The organism is Marinobacterium lacunae (assembly GCF_000705555.1).
Taxonomy (GTDB): Bacteria; Pseudomonadota; Gammaproteobacteria; order Pseudomonadales; family Balneatricaceae; genus Marinobacterium_D; species Marinobacterium_D lacunae.
Map to the genome: position 1 here is coordinate 16,542 of NZ_JMQN01000047.1, position 17,901 is coordinate 34,442.

Sequence of the window (17,901 nt, forward strand, 5' to 3'; positions counted from 1 at the left end):
CGGTCAGACTACCAGGTCGATCTGCTGCAGCGTGCCGACAGAGCCGTTCTCATTGACATACAGCCCGGTAGAGCGGATCTGGCCGCTGAGTTGGTCACCCTGGGTGTAGAGGGAGAAGGGCGTCTCGACTGAACCGAGGTACAGCGCGCCGACTCCTTTCTCCTGAAGGCTTGCATACTGGTCTTCGCCGTCTGCCGTTCTGATCCAGATCTGCAGGCGGCCGTAGATACTGTCGCCCTCGTCGATAAAACCGTTTCCATCCTCATCGTAACGAGCCAGATCGGCAAAGCCGTTCCCGCTGATCGCGCCAAACATCTCCGAGCCATCGGTTGCTTTGCCGTCACCGTTCTTGTCCAGCATCAGCAGGCCGCTGTTGGAGGAGAGCGCCTTGATATTGTCCTGCTTCCCGTCGGCATCGATATCGAAGCTCAGCGTTTCGGCGGTCAGCTCGGCGGCTTGTCCGTTAAAGTTGATCACCAGTGGGTCTTTCATCTGCACGCCGGCGGTTATCACCACGTTCTCGCGCTCGGTTCGGCTGTACTCCATGCGAAGATCCAGCGCGATATCGATGGTCTTGCCATCGGCGGTGGTGAGTTTGCCCACCGCCGAGAAGCGGCTCGACTCAGAAACGGATGTTTCCTTGCTCCACTCGTACCGCATGCCGGTCTGGCCAGCGGTGGGCTCCGGTGCGGCCGTACCGGAATCCGGTAGCGTCACCTCCACAGGCTGGGCGTCTGTCTTAAGATCACTGGCGTCGAACAGCCTGATCTCGCGATTGCTGAACGTACTGACAATGGCGGCGAGCAGACGGATACGCGGCTCGGTTGAATCAAAATCCACAATCTTCTCATCAGTGTCGGCCGCCTCGGGCTGCGTCACCGGCTGCGGCGGCGTGCGCTCGATACGGGCCTCGGCGGTGGAGACATCCACTCTGAGTGAAGAACCGGAGTGCTCCCGCGTGACGGACCCCGTCAGATGAACATTGCCCTGTGCATCGGCCTGATAATGTTGCAGTGATTCGCGCTCATTCACGCGCTGCTGCTGATGGTGGGCGGCACTCATGCCGATCTGGCTACTGTTGATGATCATGACGTCGACACTCGGAGGAACAGAGTCGAGGTTATCGGCGATTCTGCTTAAAAATTGAGCAGAAATTATGCGGAAGAAAGGCAGCCCCTGAAGGGGCAAGGGCTGCCGGTGGCGCCGGGTCAGGCAACAGCGCCTGCGAGTTCCTCAAGCGGTCCGAAGAACTCGAAACGGATGCGCTCCTTGGGCACATTCAGCGCGCTGAGGCTCTGATAGCACGACTGCATGAAGGGTCTTGGGCCCAGGAAGTAGACATCGGGGCTTTTCTCCAGCGGCAGCAACGATGCCAGACGGGCCTGATCGAACATGCCGCTGGGTATCGCATGGTCGTGCGGCAGTGGTTCGCTGTAGCAATAGCTGACATGCAGGTTGTCGAACTCATCCTTGAGTGAGTCGACATCACTCTTAAAGGCGTGGGTCGCACTGTTCAGTGCGCCGTGAATGAAGTGAACCTCACGGCCCTGAGCCAGCGCCGGACGCAACATGCTCAGTGTGGGGGTAAGGCCCACGCCGCCGGAGAGTAGCACCAGAGGCCGATCACTTTCGTTGAGTACGAAATCGCCGCAGGGAGGTGTCAGGCGGACAATGTCGCCGGGGTTGAGATTGTCATGCAGGTGGTTTGATACAAGACCACCGGCTTCGCGCTTCACACTGATGCGGTAATAGGGTTTGTCCGGTGTGTCTGAGAGCGAGTAGTTGCGGCGGGTGGTCTGGCCGTCGATCTCGAGAATGATGGTGGTGTACTGGCCGGGCTTGAATGCGGCAACGGGCTGGCCGTCTACAGGCTCAAAGTAGAATGAGGTGATTACTTCACTCTCGCGTGTTTTGCCTACCAGCACGAACTCTCGCTCGCCCCGCCAGCCGCCTGTTTTGGCCTCGTTGGTACGATAGACGCCTTCCTCAGCGGTAATCAAGATATCCGCGAGCTGCTGGTACGCCTCACCCCAGGCGTTCAGCACTGCATCAGTGGCGGCCTCCCCGAGTACCTCCTTGATCGCAGCGAGCAGACACTCGCCAACGATGGGGTACTGCTCCGGCAGAATATTCAGCGAAGCGTGCTTGTGTACGATCAGGGATACTGCATCGCCGAGCAGCTCGAGACGATCGAGGTTGGCGGCGTAAGCAACAACGGCGTTGGCCAATGCCTGACGCTGGGTGCCCTGACTCTGGTGGGCCTGGTTGAAATAGGCTTTTACCTGCGGGTAGCGGGTGAACATCAGTGGGTAAAAAACCTCGGTGATGTCACGTGCTTTTTCCTTTACGGCGGGCAGGGTGGCGGCAACGATCTCCCGTGTTTGGTCTGACAGCATAGATCTCTCCTGTTGTGGTTGCGGCGTTTTCGCCGGATCTTTGTTGCCTGACTGTAAAGCGGGAATCGTGCCAGTTTTTAAAAGCTTGATTTTGCATGCATGTTTTGAAACCATTGTTTTTATGACGCTTTATCGGTTTTGTTAAATAAACAATGGTGTTGTCAAAATGACATCCTCTCCCATGGCGGACTCCATGATCTCGGTGGTGTCCGACCTCTCCCGCCAGATGACAGCCAACAGCCGGTATCAGCGGCTGTTGGATAGCATGCAGGGCCTTTTTCCCTGCGACGCGGTGGCTCTCTTGCAGCTGCGGGATACCACCTTGCATCCGGTGGCGGTGAGCGGGCTGTCGGACGATACGCTCGGGCGCACCTTTGTCGTTGAAGACCAGCCGAGGTTTGCGCGCATTCTACTCAGCCATGAGCCGGTTCGGTTCGAGGCTGGCTGCGAACTGCCTGATCCCTACGATGGCTTGATCGCGACAGCCGATAGTCCGCTGCATGTGCACGACTGTCTGGGTGTTGCGCTTTACATCGATGAACGGCCCTGGGGGCTGTTAACGCTGGATGCGCTCACCCCCGGAGTGTTCGACACCATCAATCCCACAGAGCTGCGCACCTTTATCCGACTGGCTGAGGCCACGATCCGGGTATCGACCCTGATTCAATCCCTGCAGCGGCAGGTGGTCCGAGAGCACGAAGTGGCGCGCTTGCTGGCCGCCGACATGAGCCGAAGTGAGTTGATCGGCGAAAGCCCCGCCATCCGAGGACTGATAGAAGAGCTTGATGTTGTCGCACGCTCGGACCTTGCGGTGCTGATCAGCGGCGAAACCGGCACCGGAAAAGAGCTTGTGGCCAGGCACCTGCACGCGGCCTCAAGCCGCGCCGATGCGCCATTGGTATACGTAAACTGTGCCGCATTGCCCGAGAATCTGGTTGAGAGCGAGCTATTCGGGCATACCAAGGGGGCTTTTTCCGGCGCCACTGGCACGCGCAGTGGCAAGTTCGAGCTGGCCGATGGCGGTACGCTGTTTCTCGACGAGATAGGCGAGATGCCACTGGCGACACAACCCAAATTGCTGCGCGCCCTACAGGCAGGCGAGGTGCAGCGAGTCGGCAGCGATCGCTACCATCGGGTGGATGTGCGTGTGATTGCAGCGACCAACCGCGATCTCAAACAGGAGGTTGCAAGCGGGCGCTTTCGTGCCGATCTCTATCATCGCCTGAGTGTCTATCCGGTACTGGTGCCGCCTCTGCGAGAGCGTGGGCGGGATATTCTGCTGCTGGCCGGACATTTTCTGGAGCTGAACAGACGCAATCTCGGGCTTGGCGCCTTGCGTCTGGATCGAAGCGCGCGTGAAGCTCTGCTCGCCCATGACTGGCCCGGTAATGTACGTGAACTGGAGCACCTGATCAGCCGTGCGGTGTTGCGTCTGTCGGCTACGCACCGAAAGCCCGGCAAGGTGCTCAGTTTGACCGCCGAGTTGCTGGCGCTGCCGTGCGATTCAACGACTCCAGTGCTGCTCTCTGACGTCACCGAGTATCAACAACGTTCACCCGGTACGCCCTCTGTTTTGAGCCTTCGGGAGGCAACCGATCAATTCCAGCGCGAACTTGTCTGCCGCGTTTTGCGACGCAAGGGGTATAACCGGACCGCCTGTGCCCGCGAGCTCAGTGTTGATCCGGGCAACTTCACCCGGCTGTTAAAGCGGCTGGGCGTGGATGTCGAGGAGATGAAACGTGAAGTCTGAACGGGATGAATCCCGGTTGAGAGCGCTGCTTGGCCTTGGTGAGAACACCACAAGCCACAACGAGAAACTGATCTCGGGGTTTGGGGCGATGCTCAGTATCTTTTTGGTGTACTACATCTCGCACTGGTATCTGGGCAGTCACAGCGGTGCGATGATGGTCGCATCCATGGGGGCGACAGCGGTGCTGCTCTTCGCTGTGCCCCATGGCACGCTCTCACAACCCTGGGCTGTGCTGGTGGGGCATACGGTATCCGGCGCCATCGGTGTAACCTGCCAGATACTGATGCCCGACAACCCGATGACGCCCGCTCTGGCGGTGGGGCTGTCGGTAGGAGCCATGCACTATCTGCGCTGTATCCATCCGCCGGGAGGTGCGACGGCCCTGACAGCCGTTGTCGGTGGCGATGCGGTGCATGCGCTGGGTTACGCCTACCTGCTGACACCGGTGCTGCTTAATCTGTTCTGCATGCTCGGCGTGGCGGTGGTGTTCAACGCGTTCTTTCCCTGGCGTCGCTATCCCGCGGTGCTGGCGCGGCGGCCCGAACACGCTGACCTGCCAGTGATGGACCGGCAGAGCAGTATGCTTACGCATGAAGACCTTGCAGCGGCGATGGAAAAGATTAACTCCTACGTGGACGTCACCTCCGAAGAGCTGGCGGAACTGTTCGACCTGGCGGTCGAGCATGCCACACAGTCACAACCGCATACGCATCCGTTGACCATTGGCGGCTATTACAGCAACGGCTCGTTTGGCGCCCAATGGGCGGTACGCGAAATACTCGATGGCCCTGATGACATGGATGCCGACCGGGACAGACTGGTGTTCAAAACAGTCGCCGGAGCCGGTAGCTACGAAACCGGCAGCTGTACGTTGCGCGAGTTTCGCGAATGGGCTAGGTTTCCCGTGGAATTCACTGGCGAGCGCTGGGTGCGCCGCCACACCTGAAGCAAGTTACTGAAAGCTGGGAATCCAGAGCTGGAATCGCAATGGCGAGAAGTGGCGTCTGGAGTTGCGTCAATCTGGAGAGAATATGGACATGCTCGCCACTGTATTTTTGGTTATATCCTTTATGGCTTTGGCTCTTTTACACCTGTACTGGGCACTCGGTGGCGAGTTTGGTGTAACGGCTGCACTGCCTGAAGCCAATGGTGCGCCGCTGTTTAAGCCGGATCTGTGGGCTACGTTGTTGATTGCGCTGCTGTTGGTGGCATTTGCAGGTCTTGCCGGGCTATTGGGGCTTGATACCGGAATATCCGAATCGCACCTTGGCCTTGCGGCGTATGCCGGTTTGGCTGTCGGGGGTGTGTTGCTGCTGAGGGCGATCGGTGAGACGCGGTATGTGGGTTTCTTAAAGCGGGTGAAGGGTACGCGTTTTGCGCGGTATGACACCTGGTTGTACTCGCCTTTTTGTCTGCTGGCGGGTTTGGCATTCCTGCATTTGGCATGGGGTAGGGTATAGCCTGAAAGCTGGCTCCTGTCGACCGAGCAGGAGCCAGCGGCTTATCAGGCCAGTGCGAGGGCGGCTTTTGTGCCGATCAGGGCGTCCCAGTCCTCTTCGATAATCTCAATCTTCTTCAGTTTGCAGAAACGGCGCTCCTTGTCGGTGGGCTCGGGTATAAAGGCCCAGCCCGCCGGTTCGTCCGCGGCGTAGATAATGTCGCTCATCACCATGCGTTCGGTGTCGCGGTTAAAGCGCATGCCAAGAAACAGGTACTGCTTATGTTGGCGGTACTCTTTCAGAAATGCAGGAATGGCAAACCCGCCCATCAACTCTGTTATGTAATCGACAAAATCCGCATCGGCAGCGATGTAGTTGGCCTCGGGCTTAGGTGCACCGTGGGGCTTGAACAGGATCGGTAGGGCCGGATTTACTGCCTCAAGCGCAATCTCCTTGTAGATGCTGCCGTCATAATGAAACAGCTTGAAGCGGTATTCGCTGGCCATGATTCGGGCCACGCCCATGATCAGGGTGTGCTCGGTGTCGGCGTAACTGTCCAGCAGTTGCGTATCGCGGTTGATGTCGACCACGTAGTTTGGCTTCAGTGCTGCCAGCCAGTCATGCAGTTGGCCGCGGCTCCACTGCTTTTCTCCATAGGTTTCGTTGAGAAAACGTGTCACGAAACTGCGGCCTTTTTTGTTCTCCATGCTCATGGCGGCACGGGGGAATTCGTACATCAGGCGCGGTGCCATCGGTTGGCCGCCGTTCATGGCCAGTATCAGGCTGTCGCTGTCGGCTGGGATGGGGCTGCCATCCAGTCGATTGGTGACATCCTTGAGCGCGCCTGCGCCGAGATAGGGGACAATCTGTCCGCTCTTAATACCGTCTGTTAGCTCTTCGTACATGGCTTTACCTTCCTGAGAGGGAGTGTGTGGGTCGCGCCGCGCCACCGGTTCTCGTATTACGGATGGAAACGGGCCCTTCTCAAGCGTCTGCAATAGTTACGCCACGCATAAGTTATTGATATTCAGAATTTATTTGTGAACGTTGCCACACATGTCACGGGCGATGTTGTGCTTTGTCGCATTTTCGACAGCTGATTTTGGCCTGACAAAGAGAAGGGTTTTTGTTGGTGTTCCGACAGCCGGGGGCTGATTTGTCGGGTCGAAAACAGCCACACGATCCCGCTGATGAGTAAAAAGTATTTATAAAACAAATAGATAGAATTTAATGCCCATTTTGGTACAGCTTTCGCAACGTTCAGGGCGAAGTTACGAAGGCCGAGGCGCTTACAGCGAAAGGCTGTGGGTCTGGGCTCGGAAGCTAAGTCCGAAACGAGGAGCAACACTATGGCAATGCGTCAATGTGCAATCTACGGTAAAGGCGGTATCGGTAAGTCTACCACTACTCAGAACCTGGTAGCCGCTCTGGCCGAATCTGGTAAGAAAGTCATGATCGTCGGCTGCGATCCGAAGGCTGACTCTACTCGTCTGATCCTGCACTCCAAAGCCCAGAACACCATCATGGAAATGGCTGCCGAAGCCGGCACCGTTGAAGACCTGGAACTGGAAGATGTTCTGAAAGCCGGTTACGGCGGTATCAAGTGCGTCGAGTCCGGTGGTCCGGAACCCGGTGTAGGCTGCGCTGGTCGCGGTGTTATCACCGCTATCAACTTCCTCGAAGAGGAAGGCGCATACGAAGACGATCTGGACTTCGTATTCTACGACGTACTGGGTGACGTTGTATGCGGTGGCTTCGCCATGCCGATCCGCGAAAACAAGGCGCAGGAGATCTACATCGTCTGCTCCGGCGAGATGATGGCGATGTACGCCGCCAACAACATCTCCAAGGGTATCGTGAAGTACGCCAACTCCGGTGGCGTGCGCCTGGCTGGCCTGATTTGCAACAGCCGTCAGACTGACCGCGAAGATGAACTGATCGAAGCTCTGGCTGAAAAGCTGGGTACCCAGATGATTCACTTCGTTCCGCGTGACAACGTGGTTCAGCGCGCTGAAATCCGTCGTATGACGGTTATCGAGTACGACCCGACTGCCGGCCAGGCTGATGAGTACCGTGCTCTGGCGCAGAAGGTCGTGGACAACAAGAAGTTTGTCATTCCGACTCCGGTAACCATGGATGAGCTTGAAGCTCTGCTGATGGAATTCGGCATCATGGACGAAGAAGACGAGTCCATCATCGGTAAGACTGCGGCTGACGAAGTCTAAGTACTGCACGTTGTCGGCAGGACGGGCAACCTGATGGTTGCCCGCTCCGAGGACGAACATGGGGCGGATTAGCCTCTGTTCGCAACCCAACATGTAAAGGAGACAGGTTATGTCTGTCATGTCACGCGAAGAGACCGAAGCGCTTATTAACGAAGTGCTCGAAGTCTATCCTGCTAAAGCCAAGAAAGATCGTGCCAAGCACCTGACCGTCAACGACCATGAGGTCGAGCAGTCCAAGAAGTGCATCACGTCCAACAAGAAATCCCTGCCGGGTGTGATGACCATTCGTGGTTGCGCCTATGCCGGTTCCAAAGGTGTGGTCTGGGGTCCGATCAAGGACATGATCCACATCTCTCATGGCCCGGTTGGCTGTGGTCAGTACTCCCGTAACGGGCGTCGCAACTATTACATCGGCACCACCGGCATCAACGCCTTCGTGACCATGAACTTCACCTCTGATTTTCAGGAGAAGGACATCGTATTCGGCGGTGACAAGAAGCTGGCCAAACTGCTGGAAGAGGTCGAAACCCTGTTCCCGCTGAACAAGGGCGTGTCTATCCAGTCCGAGTGTCCGATCGGTCTGATCGGTGACGACATCGAAGCCGTTGCCAAGAAGGCGACTGCGACAACCGGCAAGACTGTTGTACCGGTACGTTGCGAAGGCTTCCGCGGTGTATCCCAGTCACTGGGGCACCATATCGCCAACGACGCTGTACGTGACTGGGCGCTGGATAAGCGTGACGACGACAACAGCTTCCAGACTACTCCGTACGACGTTGCCATCATCGGTGACTACAACATCGGTGGTGACGCCTGGTCTTCCCGCATTCTGCTCGAAGAGATGGGTCTGCGCGTTGTGGCTCAGTGGTCCGGTGATGGCACCATCGCCGAGATGGAGCTGACGCCGAAGGTGAAGCTGAACCTGGTGCACTGCTACCGCTCGATGAACTACATCTCTCGTCACATGGAAGAGAAGTACGGCATTCCTTGGGTTGAGTACAACTTCTTCGGTCCGACCAAGACTGACGAATCTCTGCGCAAGATCGCCTCTTTCTTCGACGAGTCTATCCAGAAGAAAGCCGAAGAGGTGATCGCTAAGTACAAGGCTGAGTACAACGCGGTCATCGAGAAGTTCAAGCCGCGCCTGGAAGGCAAGAAGGTCATGCTGTACATCGGCGGTTTGCGTCCGCGTCATGTAATCGGCGCATACGAAGATCTGGGCATGGAAGTGGTCGGTACTGGTTACGAGTTCGCTCATAACGACGACTACGACCGCACCATCAAGGAGATGGGCAACGCAACCCTGATCTACGACGACGTGACCGGCTACGAGTTCGAAGAGTTCGTTAAGAAGGTCAAGCCGGACCTGATCGGTTCTGGTGTTAAAGAGAAGTACATCTTCCAGAAGATGGGTATTCCGTTCCGTCAGATGCACAGCTGGGACTACTCAGGCCCGTACCACGGCTACGATGGTTTCGCCATCTTTGCCCGTGATATGGACATGACGCTGAACAATCCGTGCTGGAAGAAACTCCAGGCTCCCTGGAAAGCGGAAGCGGCCGAAGAGGCTGCGGTTGCTGCCAGCGCCTGAACAGGCTGCTGAAGGTTCACGGCCAGTCGGTCGTGAACCCCACACCCACTTTGACCCGCTTGTTCACGGATTAGTGGCGCGGGAGGAGAGAATGAAATGAGTCAGTCAGTTGATAACATCAAGCCGAGCTATCCGCTGTTCCTTGAAGACGAATACCAGGACATGCTGGCCAAGAAGCGCGATAACTTCGAAGAGAAGCATCCGCAGACCAAGATCGATGAGGTCTTTGAGTGGACGACCACCCAGGAATATCAGGAGCTGAACTTCCAGCGTGAAGCGTTGACCGTTAACCCGGCCAAGGCGTGTCAGCCGCTCGGTTCCGTACTCTGTGCACTGGGCTTTGAGAAGACCCTGCCGTATGTGCACGGCTCACAGGGTTGTGTCGCGTACTTCCGTACCTACTTCAACCGCCACTTCAAAGAGCCGGTATCCTGCGTATCCGACTCCATGACCGAAGATGCGGCTGTTTTCGGTGGCCAGAAGAACATGTTCGACGGTCTGGAAAACGCCAAGGCGCTTTACAAGCCGGAGATGATTGCAGTTTCCACCACCTGTATGGCCGAGGTTATCGGCGACGACCTGAATGCGTTCATCAACAACGCGAAGAAGGAAGGTCATATCGAGCAGGAGTTCCCGACTCCGTTCGCACATACGCCAAGCTTTGTCGGCAGCCACACTACTGGCTGGGACAACATGTTCGAGGGTATTGCCCGTTACTTCACCCTGAACTACATGGAAGACAAGGTTGTCGGCTCTAACGGCAAGCTGAACTTCGTACCGGGCTTCGAAACCTATCTGGGTAACTTCCGCGTCATCAAGCGCATGATGGCGGACATGGATGTGGACGCCTGCCTGCTGTCCGATCCGTCTGAAGTGCTGGATACGCCGGCTGACGGCAAGTTCCGCATGTACGAAGGCGGCACCACCCTGGCCGAGATCAAGGATGCGCCTAACGCGCTGAACACCATCCTGCTGCAGCCGTGGCAGTTGGTGAAAACCAAGAAGTTCACCGAGAACACCTGGAAGCACGACGTGCCGAAGCTCAACATCCCGATGGGCCTTGAGTGGACCGACGAGTTGTTGATGAAAGTGTCCGAGATCACCGGCAAGCCGATCGGAAAGGCGCTGGAACTGGAGCGTGGCCGTCTGGTTGATATGATGACTGACTCCCACACCTGGCTGCATGGCAAGAAGTTTGCGCTGTACGGTGATGCGGATTTCGTCATGGGCCTGACCAAGTTCCTGCTGGAACTCGGTGCCGAGCCGATCCATATCCTGTGCCACCACGCCAACAAGCGCTGGAAAAAGGCGATGGAAGCGATTCTGGAAAGCTCTCCGTATGGCGCAGGTTGTGAAGTTCATATCGGCAAGGACCTGTGGCACATGCGCTCGCTGTGCTTCACCAACAAGCCGGACTTCCTGATCGGTAACTCCTACGGCAAAGAGATCTCCCGTGACACCCTCTACAAGGGCAAGGAGTTCGAAGTACCGCTTATCCGTCTTGGATTCCCGATCTTCGACCGTCACCACCTGCATCGCCAGACCACTCTGGGTTACGAAGGTGCCATGCAGATGCTGACCACCATCGTGAACGCTGTCCTGGATCGTCTCGACGACGAAACCCGCGGCATGCAGACCACCGACTTCAACTACGATCTGGTTCGTTAATTACGTACAGGATGTACGGTATCCCGCGGGCGCAAGGATGCGCAGGAGCGGGGCGATTAGAACCTAAGGTCCCTGCCGTCTGCGCAAGCAGCGGCAGGTTTCTCCACCTTGAGGGACAGGCCATGCCAAACGTAATGATCCGCCACAACGAGGGCAAGATGACCCTCTATGTTGCCAAGCGAGACCAGGAGGACGAGATCGCCTCCATCGAATTCAACTCCGACGATAGCTGGGGCGGCACCATCGAACTGACCGACGGCACCAAGTACTACGTCGATCCTCTGGATGCACCGCCGAAGCTGCCAATTACACTGCGCGCCAAGCGCGGGTAGGAGGGTAGAGCCATGGCAGACACACTTTCCCCCGAAGTTGCTCTGCGTATCGGGCTTGCCGCCCGGGCGCTCCCCGATACTGATCCCAAGCGGTTGATAAACGTGCTGGTACAGGCGCTCGGCCTGCCGATTACGCCTGCCAAGCTGGGCAGGCTTAAGGTTGCAAGGCTCAAGGTCGCGGCCGATGGTGAGCTTGGCGATATCGAGCACGAACACCTGAAAACCGCCGTTAATCTGCTCAAAGGGATCGGCGTACCGGTTGAGGATACGCCGGAACCGCTGCCGGAAGTGCAGCCCTATTCAGAAGGCGATATGCCCGGTTCTATCCGCGTTGCCTGTGCATCCAATCATGAAACACGGGTCGATGGGCATTTTGGCTCCTGCGCACGCTTTCTGATCTATCAGGTCTCGGACAGAGAGGTGCGCCTCATCGCTATCCGCAAGACGGGTCTTGCGCCTGAGGAGGTCGACAAGAATGTCTTTCGCGCCGATCTGATAGCCGATTGCCAGTTACTATACACCGTCTCCATTGGCGGACCCGCGGCGGCCAAGGTGGTCAGGGCCGGCTTGCATCCGATCAAACTGCCCAATGGCGGTGAAGCGGCCGAGTTGCTGGATGACCTCAAGAACGTTATCGGGCACAACCCGCCACCTTGGCTGGCCAAAGCGATGGGCGTCGATGCTCGTGAGCGTATCCGTTTTACCCAGACGGAGGAGGAGTTCGCATGATTGCAGAAGCCACCCTCAATGAGATCTGCGACTTCGCCTCAACTCAGGTGCTGGGTGAGGCGTTGATCAACGAGTTGCGAACCCGTTATCCCGATTACCACTTCACCTGGTGTTTCGAGGACGATATCGGCGCCACGGCCAAGCCCTGGACCGAGCGGGAAACCTTCAACCTGTATCTCGTCAACTCCAGCGACCACTGCTCGAAGTTGTCCAGCGACGCCGGGAGCGCGTCGGGCATCGTATTGGCGGAGGTGATCCCGGATGACGACTGAACGTGACGACGGAGACCTGACTCCGGTCGCCGACTGTCGCTTCTGCCGCTTTAAGGCCGATCTGCTGTTGACTGGGCGGTGCGTACCCGGCGATGTTTGCGTCGCTGCGCACAGTGGACGGCAGATCGACCGCTTTTTACGCGTCAATCCACATCTGGCGATCTACTACTTGCAGGACGCTTTCTGGGAGCGGCGCGCCATCGCCGTGCGATACGCCCCGCTCGATGCGCTCGATAAACTGATCAAAGACCCGGACGAGGCGGTGCGCCGTGCGGTGGCGTATCGCCTGCCGCGCGAGAAGTTGCTCTCGCTGATCGCGGATGAAGATCGTGAAGTACGCATCACCGTGGCCGATCGCATTCCGGTGGAGCATCTTGAGAAGCTTGCCAGTGACCCCGACTATCTGGTGCGAGCCTATGTCACCCAGCGCCTGCCGCAAGGGCGGCTGTTCCGCATGATCCGCGACCCCGACCGTCAGGTGCGCAAGCTCGTTGCCCGCCGACTGCCCCAAGTGAGCCTTGGCCTGATGATGCACGACCCTGAAGCCGAAGTGCGGCGCATCGTCGCCGACCGTCTGGAGGGGGAGGATGTCGTCCCGATGCTTAAGGATGTGGATTGGACGGTGCGACTGGCCGCGGCCATGAACGCGCCGCTGGAGGCGCTCAAGAGTCTGGTTGATGACCCCGACCCGGAAGTGCGCGATTTGGTAGCGTCGCGATTGGCGGGGTGCGCTCAACGCGAAGGCTCATGAACAGGATTCGGATCGGCCTCAAGCAGGCAGTGGCAATATTCCGTCAACCTTGAAGTCCTCAAGCTTGAACACATGGACCTCCCGAGACCTCAACTGTCGAAAGGAGGCCTCCTCTGCCGAGACTTCACAAAACCACTGGGATTGTTCCTGCGGGGTCTGCTGGGTAAACGCCTCGGGGGTAAACAACCCGACACAGAGCCCGCGTGCCCGGTCGCGTGCGGAGCGATACTCGAACACCTCCACGCCAGCGGAGCGCATGGCCGAACCGATAGACTGGGTCGCTGCATAGGTACGCGTGTGGGTTAGCTCGGATTCGTACTCGTTGAAAGGGGGCGCATGAAGCTGCACGCCCAGTGTGGTGGCATAGCTGACCGAAAAGAGCGTGTGCTCTGTCCGTATTCGGCTCTTCACCGGCTCCGCCCCCATCGAGTGCCAGAAGATGAAGCGGTAGTAAGCCGACTCGGCCAATGTAACCCCAACGCCCATGCCGCCATAAAAGAGGCTCGGCTCATGTGCACCACCAAAGCGGGAGCCCCAAAGCAGAGGAGGGTAGCGAAAGGGGGTCTTGAGCAGATAGTGAAGGTGAGTGGTGTTTTCAGGCGCTGGAGGTTTGATTTCTTCCAGCATCTCCTCCAAGAGCGCTTGCTCCTCCAGAGTATCGACATACCCCAGAGTTGCGACCTGCTCCTGGCTCTCTACCAGTCGATGCAGAGTGCCTGCTAATGGCGCGATGTGGGCTGATCCGTTGCACCTTTCCCAGATCATCAGATCTTGCCTCGAAGCCCATCTACGATTCGCGTGACGGTCATCAAGCCCTGAATGGTTGCGATCTGTTCAGCAGGGATGCCTGCCGTCAGTCTGTTGGGCGTGCGCATAAAGTGGCGTATCCACACCTGGTCGCCCCCGGTCAACGCAAACAGGGATCGCGCAAGTCTGATCAACAGCAGCGCGAGTTCGCCCTCCTTGGATTTGGGGTTCAGTACAAGGTTGCTTTTAAGTCGGCTGACAGCTGTTCTGTGTATCCCCAACACAGAGCCTAGTTCGCTTTGATTCAAACCGAGCTGTTTGGAAGCGTTTAGAACCGCTTTGGCCAACACGTTTTCAGCTTTAGGGTCGATGTGTGGAAGGGCAGACATAGTGTGTACCGTATGTTCAATGTGCACTAATTGTAGTCAAAAAGTTCATTTAGCACAAAGTTATGGATTTAGTACGGCCGGTGCATCACGTTACGCGCATGTGTGTTGCACCCATGAGGTTATGTCGGATTAGCGCCATTGCGCCTGTGGGATGTGAATTTGTCGTCTTTCGCACATTGCGACAGCAATAACAGTCAATAAAAACAACGCATTATCTGTGGCACAGCGGTTGCAACCGCACTCTGCAAGTGTTCCCCGATCGCTATTGTGTCGTGTAACCGGAGGGTCTGATGAAAGCCAAGGATATTGCCGAGCTGCTGGACGAACCAGCCTGCGAGCACAACAAAAAGTCCAAATCCGGTTGTGCCAAGCCCAAGCCTGGCGCCTCTGCCGGTGGCTGTGCCTTCGACGGGGCGCAGATAGCGCTGCTGCCGATCGCTGATGTTGCGCATATCGTGCACGGCCCGATCGCCTGTGCGGGAAGCTCCTGGGATAACCGCGGTACCCGCTCCAGTGGCCCTACGCTTTACCGTATCGGCATGACCACCGATCTGACCGAGCAGGACGTGATTATGGGCCGGGGTGAGAAGCGGCTGTTTCACTCCATAAAACAGGCGATCGACGGCTATAACCCGGCCGCCGTATTTGTTTACAACACCTGCGTGCCTGCATTGATAGGTGACGATGTGGACGCGATATGCAAGGCGGCAACCGAACGCTGGGGGACGCCGGTGGTGCCGGTGGACGGTGCCGGATTCTACGGCACCAAGAACCTTGGCAACCGCATTGCGGGCGAGGCGATGTTCAAGCACGTGATTGGCACCCGTGAACCCGATCCTGTACCCGAGCGGGCACGACGCGATGGTATCAAGGTGCACGATGTGAATCTGGTCGGCGAGTACAACATCGCCGGTGAGTTCTGGCATGTGCTGCCGCTGCTCGATGAGCTCGGTATCCGTGTACTTTGCACGCTCTCGGGCGATGCGCGTTTTCGCGAAGTACAGACCATGCACCGGGCAGAAGTGACGATGATGGTCTGCTCCAAGGCGATGCTGAACGTCGCGCGCAAGATGGAGGACAAATACGGCATCCCCTGGTTTGAGGGCAGTTTCTACGGCATCACCGACACCTCGCAGGCGCTGCGCGACTTTGCGCGGGTTATTGGTGATCCCGACCTCACAGCACGCACCGAAGCGCTGATCGAGCGTGAGGAAAAGCGCATTCGCACCGCGCTTGAGCCCTGGCGTGAACGTCTGGGCGGCAAGCGCGTACTGCTTTACACCGGCGGGGTGAAGTCATGGTCGGTGGTATCGGCACTGCAGGATCTCGGCATGAAGGTGGTCGCCACCGGCACTAAGAAGTCCACCGAAGAGGACAAGGCGCGTATCCGTGAGCTGATGGGTGAAGACACCAAGATGATCGAGGAGGGCGGCGCCAAGGAGCTGATCAATATCGTGCATGAGTACAACGCCGACATCCTGATCGCCGGCGGGCGGAATCTCTACACCGCGCTCAAGGCGAGGATTCCCTTTCTGGATATCAATCAGGAGCGTGAGTTCGGCTATGCCGGCTACGAAGGGATGCTGGAGCTGGTCCGCCAGCTGGCACTGACCATCGAAAGTCCGATCTGGTCGTCCGTGCGTGAACCCGCGCCCTGGGGGGATTATGGCGACAGCATACAACCACTACAGGTGCCGGAGGTGACCCATGGCTGAGATCAACAAGCGCAAAAAGCCGATGGCGGTGAGTCCGCTCAAAGCCAGTCAGACCATGGGCGCGGCGCTGGCGTATCTGGGGTTCAACCGCAGCATGCCGCTGATGCATGGCAGTCAGGGCTGTACGGCGTTCGCCAAGGTGTTTTTTGTGCGCCATTTTCGCGAGCCGATTCCGCTGCAAACCACGGCAATGGATCAGGTCAGCTCGATCATGGGGGCCGATCAGAACATCGTTGAAGCGTTGAAAGTGATCAGCGAAAAGCAGAAACCGGCGCTGATCGGCCTGTGTAGCACCGGTCTTGCCGAGACACAGGGCTGTGATCTGGGTGGCGCGGTGGGCGAGTTTCGCCGACGCCATCCCGAGTTCGACAAGGTTGCGGTTGTGGCTGCTAATACCCCGGATTTCAGCGGTTGCTTCGAAACCGGTTTCGCATTGGCGATGAAATCGATCATCGACACGCTGGTGCCGGAATCGGACCGTGCCGGTCGCCGTCCGCGTCAGGTCAATGTGTTGTGTGCCACCCACCTGACGCCCGGTGATCTTGAATTTATCTGTGACAGCATCGAAAGCTTTGGTCTGCGACCGCTGCTGATTCCTGATCTGTCCAGCTCTCTCGATGGCCATCTGCCCACCGAGGAGTACAGCCCGCTGACAACCGGCGGCCTGACGCTGGATGAGCTGGCCACTGCGGCTGAAAGCCGCGCCACGCTGGTGGTAGGCGAGTCGTTGCGAGATGCCGGCGCGCTGCTTCAATCGCGCACCGGCGTTGCGAGCCACAACTTCCCACACTTGCATACCTTGCAGGCGGTGGATCGCTGGATGATGACTCTGGCCGAACTTGCGGGCACTGAGGTGCCTGCGCGCTGGCGCAAGCATCGCAGTCAGTTGCAGGACGCCATGCTCGATACCCACTTCATGCTCGGTCAGTTGCGTGTGGCCATTGCCGCCGACCCCGACCTGCTGCTGGCACTGCACGATCTTGTGGTGAGCATGGGAGCCGAAGTGGTCACGGCGGTGGCACCGGCAAAAGGGCCAGCCCTGGAGCGCTTGTCGATGCCTCAGGTACAGCTTGGCGATCTGGAAGATCTTGAGCTGGATGCACGGGCTTTGCGTGCCGAGCTGCTGATCGGCAACAGCCATCTGGCTGAAACGTCCCACCGTTTGCACATACCGCTGCTGCGCGCGGGCTTTCCCCAGTATGACCATGTGGGCGGTTTCCAGCGCGTATGGTGCGGCTATCGCGGGATTCAGCAAACGCTGTTCGACATCGCCAACCTGAAGCTTTCGCAGCATGAAGAGATCAAGCCGTATCACTCGATCTACGCCCAGAAACAGGATGGCGAGCCGCTGCGACAGGTGGCCGCGGGAGCGTGATATGACACCGCTGACGCGACGGCTTGATGTCGTCGGCAATGCTGAGGAGCTGGAGATACTGCGTGTTGCCTTTGCGACAACCGACAGGGAGACGGTGAATCAGCACTTTGGTTCGGCGCTCTCCTTTGCCATCTACGGCGTGAACGACCGCACGGCCTGGCTGATCTCGGTGTGCGAGTTTGCCGATGTCAGCGAAGAGGATAACGAAGACCGCCTGCCCGCCAAAATCGAGCAGCTTGCCGGCTGTGCCGCTGTGTACTGTCGTGCCTGCGGTGCATCGGCGGTGCGCCAACTGATCGCCGAAGGGGTGCAGCCGGTGCGGGTGACCGATGAGGCCCCCATCGGCGAGCTGCTGACGGCCCTGCAGGATGAGCTGCGCGAAGGGCCTTCAAGCTGGCTGGCCAAGGCGATCAGGCGTCAGCAGGACGCATTGAAACGTTTTGATTCGATGGAAGCCGACGGCTGGGATGAGTGAGCAGCCGGGCTTTCGACAGTGGGGTTTATGACCTTGGGAGCGTAACC

18 protein-coding genes are annotated in these 17,901 nt (G+C 58.0%); 13 read left to right on the forward strand and 5 right to left on the reverse strand.

The genetic code is table 11. The features are described 5' to 3' along the window. Positions 1-3: 3 nt before the first annotated feature. The gene (locus ADIMK_RS15335; RefSeq protein ID WP_051693001.1) at positions 4-1,089 is read right to left on the reverse strand and encodes an SPM autocatalytic domain-containing protein; all 1,086 of its coding nucleotides are present in this window, start codon (positions 1,087-1,089) and stop codon (positions 4-6) included. Between the two features lie 119 nt (positions 1,090-1,208). Then, a complete protein-coding gene (gene hmpA, locus ADIMK_RS15340; RefSeq protein WP_036190055.1) occupies positions 1,209-2,396 on the reverse strand; it encodes an NO-inducible flavohemoprotein in 1,188 nt (395 codons plus the stop codon). Positions 2,397-2,562: 166 nt separating this feature from the next. Between hmpA and norR the strand changes: the two genes are divergently transcribed. The 3 genes from norR to ADIMK_RS15355 all read left to right on the forward strand — a co-directional run bounded on the left by norR (position 2,563) and on the right by ADIMK_RS15355 (position 5,606). Then, complete coding sequence (gene norR, locus ADIMK_RS15345; protein WP_036190058.1) at positions 2,563-4,146, forward strand: nitric oxide reductase transcriptional regulator NorR; 1,584 nt, start codon at positions 2,563-2,565, stop codon at positions 4,144-4,146. Continuing rightward, the gene (locus tag ADIMK_RS15350; RefSeq protein WP_036190060.1) at positions 4,136-5,092 is read left to right on the forward strand and encodes an HPP family protein; all 957 of its coding nucleotides are present in this window, start codon (positions 4,136-4,138) and stop codon (positions 5,090-5,092) included. The genes norR and ADIMK_RS15350 overlap by 11 nt, the downstream gene beginning before the upstream one ends. 124 nt (positions 5,093-5,216) lie before the next feature. Next, entirely contained in the window at positions 5,217-5,606 is a 390-nt protein-coding gene (locus ADIMK_RS15355; protein ID WP_197027550.1) for a DUF3995 domain-containing protein, read from the forward strand. Between the two features lie 44 nt (positions 5,607-5,650). Here the strand turns inward: ADIMK_RS15355 and ADIMK_RS15360 are convergent, their stop codons facing one another. Continuing rightward, a complete protein-coding gene (locus tag ADIMK_RS15360; RefSeq protein ID WP_036190064.1) occupies positions 5,651-6,490 on the reverse strand; it encodes an SIR2 family protein in 840 nt (279 codons plus the stop codon). Positions 6,491-6,934: 444 nt separating this feature from the next. Here ADIMK_RS15360 and nifH point away from each other — a divergent pair, with 444 nt between their 5' ends. From nifH to ADIMK_RS15395, 7 genes are all read left to right on the forward strand, one after another. Further along, positions 6,935-7,810 (forward strand): nitrogenase iron protein, encoded by an 876-nt coding sequence (gene nifH, locus ADIMK_RS15365; protein WP_036190066.1) that lies wholly within the window; start codon positions 6,935-6,937, stop codon positions 7,808-7,810. 109 nt (positions 7,811-7,919) lie between these two features. After that, positions 7,920-9,401, forward strand: coding sequence for a nitrogenase molybdenum-iron protein alpha chain (nifD, locus tag ADIMK_RS15370; protein ID WP_036190068.1), 1,482 nt, complete (start codon positions 7,920-7,922; stop codon positions 9,399-9,401). A 96-nt stretch (positions 9,402-9,497) separates the two neighbouring features. Then, positions 9,498-11,069 (forward strand): nitrogenase molybdenum-iron protein subunit beta, encoded by a 1,572-nt coding sequence (gene nifK, locus ADIMK_RS15375; RefSeq protein ID WP_036190070.1) that lies wholly within the window; start codon positions 9,498-9,500, stop codon positions 11,067-11,069. Between the two features lie 122 nt (positions 11,070-11,191). Then, positions 11,192-11,401: a putative nitrogen fixation protein NifT gene (gene nifT / locus ADIMK_RS15380; protein WP_036190072.1), complete on the forward strand. Its 210-nt coding sequence runs from the start codon at positions 11,192-11,194 to the stop codon at positions 11,399-11,401. A 12-nt stretch (positions 11,402-11,413) separates the two neighbouring features. Further along, a complete protein-coding gene (locus ADIMK_RS15385; protein WP_036190073.1) occupies positions 11,414-12,130 on the forward strand; it encodes a dinitrogenase iron-molybdenum cofactor biosynthesis protein in 717 nt (238 codons plus the stop codon). After that, on the forward strand, positions 12,127-12,402 hold the full coding sequence (locus ADIMK_RS15390) for a DUF6129 family protein (protein ID WP_036190074.1): 276 nt from the start codon (positions 12,127-12,129) through the stop codon (positions 12,400-12,402). Before ADIMK_RS15385 ends, ADIMK_RS15390 begins: the two co-directional genes overlap by 4 nt. Then, complete coding sequence (locus tag ADIMK_RS15395) at positions 12,392-13,153, forward strand: 4Fe4S-binding leucine-rich repeat protein (protein ID WP_036190076.1); 762 nt, start codon at positions 12,392-12,394, stop codon at positions 13,151-13,153. The genes ADIMK_RS15390 and ADIMK_RS15395 overlap by 11 nt, the downstream gene beginning before the upstream one ends. Positions 13,154-13,171: 18 nt before the next feature. On the opposite strand, the gene ADIMK_RS15400 is transcribed toward ADIMK_RS15395, so the two are convergent. Both ADIMK_RS15400 and ADIMK_RS15405 read right to left on the reverse strand, forming a co-directional pair. Further along, positions 13,172-13,918 carry an RES family NAD+ phosphorylase gene (locus tag ADIMK_RS15400; protein WP_036190078.1) on the reverse strand — a complete coding sequence of 249 codons (747 nt, stop codon included), beginning with the start codon at positions 13,916-13,918 and terminating at the stop codon, positions 13,172-13,174. Beyond that, positions 13,918-14,289 carry an MbcA/ParS/Xre antitoxin family protein gene (locus tag ADIMK_RS15405; RefSeq protein WP_036190080.1) on the reverse strand — a complete coding sequence of 124 codons (372 nt, stop codon included), beginning with the start codon at positions 14,287-14,289 and terminating at the stop codon, positions 13,918-13,920. The genes ADIMK_RS15400 and ADIMK_RS15405 overlap by 1 nt, the downstream gene beginning before the upstream one ends. Positions 14,290-14,579: 290 nt before the next feature. Here ADIMK_RS15405 and nifE point away from each other — a divergent pair, with 290 nt between their 5' ends. Genes nifE through ADIMK_RS15420 form a run of 3 tightly spaced genes read left to right on the forward strand, consistent with a single transcriptional unit; the run spans position 14,580 to position 17,854 of the window. Then, positions 14,580-16,004: a nitrogenase iron-molybdenum cofactor biosynthesis protein NifE gene (nifE, locus tag ADIMK_RS15410; protein WP_051693002.1), complete on the forward strand. Its 1,425-nt coding sequence runs from the start codon at positions 14,580-14,582 to the stop codon at positions 16,002-16,004. After that, positions 15,997-17,379 carry a nitrogenase iron-molybdenum cofactor biosynthesis protein NifN gene (gene nifN / locus ADIMK_RS15415; RefSeq protein ID WP_036190082.1) on the forward strand — a complete coding sequence of 461 codons (1,383 nt, stop codon included), beginning with the start codon at positions 15,997-15,999 and terminating at the stop codon, positions 17,377-17,379. Before nifE ends, nifN begins: the two co-directional genes overlap by 8 nt. A gap of 1 nt (position 17,380) precedes the next feature. Further along, positions 17,381-17,854: a NifB/NifX family molybdenum-iron cluster-binding protein gene (locus tag ADIMK_RS15420; protein WP_036190084.1), complete on the forward strand. Its 474-nt coding sequence runs from the start codon at positions 17,381-17,383 to the stop codon at positions 17,852-17,854. Positions 17,855-17,901: the final 47 nt, after the last annotated feature.